We start from the raw sequence: 6,193 nt of genomic DNA on the forward strand, positions 1-6,193 counted from the left end.
AGGCCCAGGACTTTCATTGCCCTCACCAGTCGACAAACTCCAGCACAACCTCATCTCGCGCCTGCGCCTGAAGCACCTCGCGCTGCTCCTGGCGCTGGACCGCCAGCGCTCGGTCTCGCGCGTGGCGGCCGAGATGGACCTGACCCAGCCTGCCGTGACCAAGGCGCTGCGGGAGATCGAGGAGATCTTCATGGTGCCGCTGTTCGTGCGTTCGCGCCGGGGGCTGGAGCCGACGGGCACCGGCGCGGCGGTATTGGCGCACGCGCGGCTGGCCATGGCGGATACGGAGGCGCTGGGGCGGGAGCTGGCGGTGATCGGCGCCGGACTGCACGGGCGGCTGCGCATCGGCGTGATTCCCTATGTGGCGCCGGTGGTGCTGGACGCGGCCTGCTCGCACGGCCTGCTGCAGCAGCCGCGCGTGGCGGTGCTGGTGCGCGAGGGCACCACGGATGAACTGGTGGCGGCGCTGCGCGCGCACGAGCTCGATTGCGTGATCGCGCGGTCCTTCTACGCGCCCGGCGACGACATCGCGCAGACGCCGCTCTACCGCGAAGAGCCAGCGCTGGTGGTGCCTAACGACGCCGCCGCGCGGCTCGCGCGCGGCAAGCTGGACTGGCAGCGCCTGGCGGCGCTGGACTGGATCCTGCCGCCCGCGCACACGCCGATCCGGCGCACCATCAACACGCTGTTCGCCACCGCCGGCGCGGTGCCGCCCACGCCAATGGTGGAAACCTATTCGATCAAGACCATCGCCACGCTGATGCGCAACCAGCCACGCGCCATCACCATCGTGCCGCGCGCGGTGGCGGCCGAGCTCGCGGCCACCGGCAGCGCGGCTGTGCTGCCGCATACGCTGACGTGGGACCTGCCCGCGGTGGGCGCGATGTGGTTGCGGCGCACGGAGCATAGCGAGCCGCTGCAGGCGCTGGTGCGGGCGTTGCTGGAGGCGGTGGGGGTGAAGGCGGGAGGCTGAAGGGGAGACGGCCGGCACAGGGTCAATGCGCGCGCCTCCAGATTTGCAGTATCTCGATGGACGTCGCTTTCGCGTCTGATCGCCTAAGGGCCGATCGATCCATGGATCCGCGGCTATCGCACGCCGCCACGGTCTGTCGTGTTGGGCCACCGTCGCGCGGCATGCAATACACGCAATATCTCCACGCTATCGTCCGCAATGCGGTAGACCATGATGTAGTTCGATCTCACCACGCACTCTCTGGTGCCGCCGACTCTGCCAGCCTTCTACAACTCCGGCCGCTGCCGGACCTGATCCGCGAGGGCTTCAAAAGCTTCATCCAACTCCACCGCGGCAACAGGATTGTCTTCACCGATGTAATCCATGATTGCCGCTCGATCTTCAAGCGCCGCTGGCTGCCAGCGTAGCCGCATCACCCGGTAGCCTTGGTCCTGCGAAGCAGCGCATCACGACGCTTCGCGAAAATCCGGCGAGCCTCATCGTCTTCGACGCTTGGACGCGCGTCTTCAAGACCGGCCTGCACCTGCTGGCGAAACCAAGCGTCATGGTTAGCCGCCTCGTCCTGGCTGCGCTTGACATAGTCGCGCATGAAATCACGAAGCAACAATGATGCGGGCCGGTTATGGGACTTCGCAGCCTCGGTGAAAAGTGCTTTTAGCGCATCGTCAACGCGGAAGGTGAAGGTGGTTTCGGACATGAGCGACGATCTCCATGCAGATACTAGGTATGTATTTTGCATTAACAGTGCACTGCGAACAAACCGAATCGAACAACTACGTCGTGGCCGCATCGGACACAGCGCACTGTTGATGCGCGCTAGTGCGCGCACAATGATGTGCCGGTGGGCCATCGTGTGGATGGCCTGCCGCCCTATAGCGCTCGCCTGGCGGTTTGCTGCACCATGTCGCGAAGCACCTTGGCCGTGGGCGAGAGCGGTACGCTGTGCCGGGTGATCAGGCCCAGGGTCCGCGACACCTCGGGCTCGACCAGCGGGATGCCACGCAACGTGGCATGCCCCTTCACGGGCAGGGCCAGGCGCGGCACCGCGGCGACGCCCAGCCCGGCTTCGACCAGCCCGAGCAGCGTCGACACATGGGCCACTTCAAAGAAACTTGTCGGCCTGCGTTCGCAGTTTGCCAATGCCGAGTCAATCAGCACGCGATTGCCGCTGGAGCGGTCGACGGTCATGAACCGCTCGTCGGCCAGCTCCGACCACCTTACGCTTTTGCGGCGCGCAAGCGGATGCGCATGCCAAACGGCTAGCACAAATTTCTCGCTGAAGATCCCTTCGAAGGCGACATCCGGCTCCTGCGTTCCGATGAAGTTGATGCCGAAGTCCGCGCGCCCGGTGATGACGGCATTCAGCACGGTGTTGGCGCTTTCATCCAGTACACGGACACGGATGCGCGGGTAGTGCTGCGCAAATCGCAGGATCACCGATGGCAGGAAGTAGTAGGCGGCGGACGGCACGCAGGCCACCGTCACCAGGCCGCTGCGTTGCGCGGCAAGGTCCGTGATGTTCAGCACCCCTCCCTCAAGCTCCTCGAGTGCTGCCCGTGCGTGATCCAGGAACAGGCGTCCGACGTTCGTCAATGCAACGTGGCGCGTGCTGCGTTCGAACAGCTTGACACCCAGGATGCCTTCCAGCTTTTCAATGCGCCTGCTCAGTGCCGGCGGCGAGAGGTGGAGGTCGTCCGCGGCCGCGCGGAACGACAGCCGGTCCGCTACGGCCACGAATGCCTGCAGTTCCTGCAAATCGAAATTGATGCGTGCCATGCAACGATGTCTCCTGGGATTGCAATATACAAATTATTACCTTGAGGACATCATAAATGCATGAGCAAAGACATTCCCTGTGTATTGATGCGTGGCGGCACTTCCCGCGGACCCTTGTTCCGTGCGGACTGGCTGCCCGATGACCCGGCCAGGCGGGATCAGGTATTGCTGTCGGCGATGGGCTCGCCCCATGCCTTGCAGGTCGATGGGCTTGGCGGTGGCAGTTCGCTGACCAGCAAGGCGGCGATCGTATCGTGTTCGCTTCGGCCAGGATGCGATATAGATTATCTGTTTGCGCAGGTTGCGGTTGACAAGAATCGGGTAGACACCCGTCCCAACTGTGGAAACATGCTCGCCGCCGTGGCGCCATTCGCCATCGAGGAGGGCTTGGTCCGGGCCGGCCAGTGCGCGACTACCATCCGCATCTTCAACGTCAATACCTCGTCAGTCGTCGAAGCCGTGGTCCAGACCCCGGGCGGTCAGGTGACCTACGCCGGCGATACGCGGATCGATGGGGTTGCCGGGACAGCAGCCCCGATCATGCTGAACTTCCTGGATGCATGGGGGCGCGTGACCGGCGCCATGTTCCCGACCGGGAACACGATCGACGTGATAGACGAGGTCCCGGTTACCTGTATCGATGCCGCCATGCCTCTCGTTGTCGTTCATGCGGTGTCGCTCGGCGTGCGTGGAGACGAAACACCCACGGCGCTCGATGCCAATGCGCAGATGCTCGCGCGGCTGGAGTCGATGCGCAGGGAGGCTGGTCGCCGGATGGGCTTGGGCGATGTCAGCAACAGCGTCATTCCCAAGCCCGTTCTCGTCAGCCGCTACGGCAGGGCGAATGAGATCACGTCACGCTATTTCACCCCTTCGCATTGCCACGCGGCACACGCCGTGACCGGTGCAGTCGGCATTGCGGCGGCATATTGCGTGCCTGGGACAGTGGCCAACGGGCTTGCTTCGACGCCCTCGCCGGAAGGCCGCATCGTGGTGCATCACCCTGCCGGCAGCATCGAAGTCCACGTCGAGCTGGAGCGTGATGGCGGCCTGCCGCGCTTCCGGCGTATCGGGCTCGTGCGCACCGCCAGACGCATCATGAAAGGCATGCTGTCCGTTCCCGACGAAGTGCTGGGCTGACGCCCAGGGTGCTTCGACCTGCATCGCATCACGAAAAAAAACACCAGGAGACCATCATGGCTTGTACCTTCAGGCACGCCTGTGCCATCGCGCTGGCCCTCACTGTCGGCGTGGCGCACGCCTTCCCCGACAAGAACATTACGATCGTCGTTCCAACCTCGGCGGGTGGCGGCAACGATGCCATGGCGCGCGTGATCGCCCAGCGCATGAGCGTGTCGCTCGGCAAGCCGGTGGTTGTGGAAAACCGTGCCGGCGCCAACGGCGCGATCGCTTCCGAGTATGTCGCGCGGGCCAAGCCGGACGGGCATACCATCCTGTTCGGATACATCGCGACGCATGGGATCAACCCGGCTCTTCAGAAGCTGCGCTACGACCCGGTAAAGGATTTCGCGCCGATCGGCATGGTCGCAAGTTCCCCCACCTTGGTTGTGGTCAACCCGACGGTGAAAGCCGGCGACATGAAGCAGCTGATCGACCTGGCGCGCTCCAAGGATGCCAACCTGAACTACGCCTCCGCGGGCAATGGCACCGCGCCCCATGCCGCCGCGGAACTATTCAGGCAGGCCACGCAGACGCAGATGGTGCACGTGCCCTACAAGGGATCCGCGCCGGCGCTGGTCGATACGATCGCCGGCAATACGCAGATCATGTTCCCGAGCTTGTTCACCGCCTACCCGCAGATCCGCAACGGCAAGGTTCGCGTTCTCGCCGTGGCCAGCAGCAAGCGCACGCCGCTGCTGAGGGACACGCCGACACTGAACGAGCTGGGGATCGATGTCGCGGTCGATCAATGGTATGCCATGTTCTCCCCCGCGGGCACGCCCCCGGAGATCGTCGCCCGGCTGAATGCGGAACTCAATGCAGCGCTGCGCGATCAGGAGGTCGCGGACAAGATCGCGGAGCAGGGCGCCTACGTGCAGACCAGCACGCCACAGGAACTCGGCGCGCTCGTGAGCGCCGAGGTCGCCAAATGGAAGCGGGTGGTTCAGGCGGCCGGCATGACCACGGACTGACTCCGGCAATTCCCGGTGTGCGGCGCCAGCCCAGTCAAGCTCGGTGCATCGCGCGATTCGCACACGCCCTTGCCTCACAGCATGGCCTTGCAACATGGCCTCACAAAACCTGACCACGGGGGACAAATGAACCAATACCGGCTCGCCATTCGCGTCGCAAAGCACACTTCGCTCGGTGCGATCTCTACACTGATGGCGTGCGCCGCGCATGCCCAATCCAGCGTGGCGCTGTACGGCATCGTCGACGCCGGCATCCGGTACGCGACCAACGCTAATACGGCCAGGGACGGCAAGCTCGAACTATCGGAGGGCGCGCTGAACGGGTCGCGATTCGGACTGCGGGGTAGAGAGGATCTCGGCGCAGGGACTGCGGCGGTCTATGTGCTGGAAGCGGGCTTTGACCTCGGCACCGGAAGCGCCCTGCAGTCATCCGTCGCGGGCTATGGCCAAGCGTCATCCGGTGGCACGGGGCGCTTGTTCGGCCGGCAGGCTTTTGTCGGGATGCAAAGCCGTTTCGGCGCGATCACGCTGGGCCGCCAGTATGGCGTCGCCTATCAGGCGATGGCAGGCGCGCAGATCTTCGGCAACCCGAACCTGGACACGCTGGCGATCGCTCGCGTCTATACCGGTAGCCGGCAAGACAATGCGGTCAAATATGAAGGAAAGGCCGGCAGCTGGAAGCTGGCCGCGCACCACGCCTTCGGTGAAGTGCCCGGCAACACGCGCGCCAACGCCAGCACCGGGATCAGCCTCGGCTACGATGACAAGAAATTCCAGGCGAGTGCGTCTTACCAGCAGGCCCGAAGTGCCAATGGCGCGCAGGCAAGAAAGACCGTGGGCGCTACGGCCGGATACGCGAGCGGCCGCCTGAAAGCGACTGCCGGATACCTCTCCAACCGCTACAGCGCCACTGGCACCCGAAACGAAGTCATCATCGGCGGCGTCAGCTATCAGTGGTCACCGGCCTGGCTGGTCGGCGTGGGCGCATTCCACGATGAGCAGAAGGACCCGGGCGGCCGGCGCTCGGCCGCCTATCTTCTCGCCGACTACCGTTTATCCAAGCGCACGGATGTCTATTTCGAAGCCGACTACAACCGCATCACTGGCGGATACGCGCTGATCAAGTCGCAAGGAAGGGTAGGTGGCAAGGTGGGTGCGATGGTCGGGCTTCGGCATGTTTTCTGATGCATCGCTCGCAACCGCGGCTTGCCGGAGCGCGCAAGCCGTTCGTCCGGATGCAGGCAGCGAATACGGGGCCGGGGGGGGGGGGGGGGGGGGGGGGGGGGGGGGG

Annotated in this window: 6 protein-coding genes and 1 pseudogene; 4 read left to right on the plus strand and 3 right to left on the minus strand. The window is 64.6% G+C overall.

Annotated elements, in window-relative coordinates; translation table 11 throughout:
• Positions 1 to 16 precede the first annotated feature (16 nt).
• The gene (locus tag AC1Q7Q_RS22640; protein WP_492370946.1) at positions 17 to 973 is read left to right on the plus strand and encodes a LysR family transcriptional regulator; all 957 of its coding nucleotides are present in this window, start codon (positions 17 to 19) and stop codon (positions 971 to 973) included.
• Between the two features lie 113 nt (positions 974 to 1,086).
• Here AC1Q7Q_RS22640 and AC1Q7Q_RS22645 read toward each other — a convergent pair.
• The 3 genes and pseudogenes from AC1Q7Q_RS22645 to AC1Q7Q_RS22655 all read right to left on the minus strand — a co-directional run bounded on the left by AC1Q7Q_RS22645 (position 1,087) and on the right by AC1Q7Q_RS22655 (position 2,749).
• Positions 1,087 to 1,386: pseudogene (locus tag AC1Q7Q_RS22645) on the minus strand (type II toxin-antitoxin system RelE/ParE family toxin).
• Positions 1,386 to 1,670 (minus strand): CopG family ribbon-helix-helix protein, encoded by a 285-nt coding sequence (locus AC1Q7Q_RS22650; protein ID WP_492370945.1) that lies wholly within the window; start codon positions 1,668 to 1,670, stop codon positions 1,386 to 1,388. The pseudogene AC1Q7Q_RS22645 and the gene AC1Q7Q_RS22650 overlap by 1 nt, the downstream one beginning before the upstream one ends.
• Before the next feature lie 173 nt (positions 1,671 to 1,843).
• The gene (locus AC1Q7Q_RS22655; RefSeq protein WP_492370944.1) at positions 1,844 to 2,749 is read right to left on the minus strand and encodes a LysR family transcriptional regulator; all 906 of its coding nucleotides are present in this window, start codon (positions 2,747 to 2,749) and stop codon (positions 1,844 to 1,846) included.
• A 60-nt stretch (positions 2,750 to 2,809) separates the two neighbouring features.
• Between AC1Q7Q_RS22655 and AC1Q7Q_RS22660 the strand changes: the two genes are divergently transcribed.
• The 3 genes from AC1Q7Q_RS22660 to AC1Q7Q_RS22670 all read left to right on the plus strand — a co-directional run bounded on the left by AC1Q7Q_RS22660 (position 2,810) and on the right by AC1Q7Q_RS22670 (position 6,087).
• Positions 2,810 to 3,889 (plus strand): 4-oxalomesaconate tautomerase, encoded by a 1,080-nt coding sequence (locus AC1Q7Q_RS22660; RefSeq protein WP_492370943.1) that lies wholly within the window; start codon positions 2,810 to 2,812, stop codon positions 3,887 to 3,889.
• Between the two features lie 56 nt (positions 3,890 to 3,945).
• On the plus strand, positions 3,946 to 4,902 hold the full coding sequence (locus AC1Q7Q_RS22665) for a Bug family tripartite tricarboxylate transporter substrate binding protein (protein ID WP_492370942.1): 957 nt from the start codon (positions 3,946 to 3,948) through the stop codon (positions 4,900 to 4,902).
• 126 nt (positions 4,903 to 5,028) lie between these two features.
• The gene (locus tag AC1Q7Q_RS22670) at positions 5,029 to 6,087 is read left to right on the plus strand and encodes a porin (protein ID WP_492370941.1); all 1,059 of its coding nucleotides are present in this window, start codon (positions 5,029 to 5,031) and stop codon (positions 6,085 to 6,087) included.
• Positions 6,088 to 6,193 lie beyond the last annotated feature (106 nt).

It is taken from the genome of Cupriavidus sp. GW823-FHT07A04, assembly GCF_058794615.1.

Excerpts from the sequence above, each read along its gene's own strand:
- AC1Q7Q_RS22665 (WP_492370942.1), top strand. The coding sequence starts at position 3,946 with ATGGCTTGTACCTTCAGGCACGCCTGTGCCATCGCGCTGGCCCTCACT.
- AC1Q7Q_RS22650 (WP_492370945.1), bottom strand. The coding sequence starts at position 1,670 with ATGTCCGAAACCACCTTCACCTTCCGCGTTGACGATGCGCTAAAAGCA.
- AC1Q7Q_RS22655 (WP_492370944.1), bottom strand. The coding sequence starts at position 2,749 with ATGGCACGCATCAATTTCGATTTGCAGGAACTGCAGGCATTCGTGGCC.
- AC1Q7Q_RS22670 (WP_492370941.1), top strand. The coding sequence starts at position 5,029 with ATGAACCAATACCGGCTCGCCATTCGCGTCGCAAAGCACACTTCGCTC.
- AC1Q7Q_RS22660 (WP_492370943.1), top strand. The coding sequence starts at position 2,810 with ATGAGCAAAGACATTCCCTGTGTATTGATGCGTGGCGGCACTTCCCGC.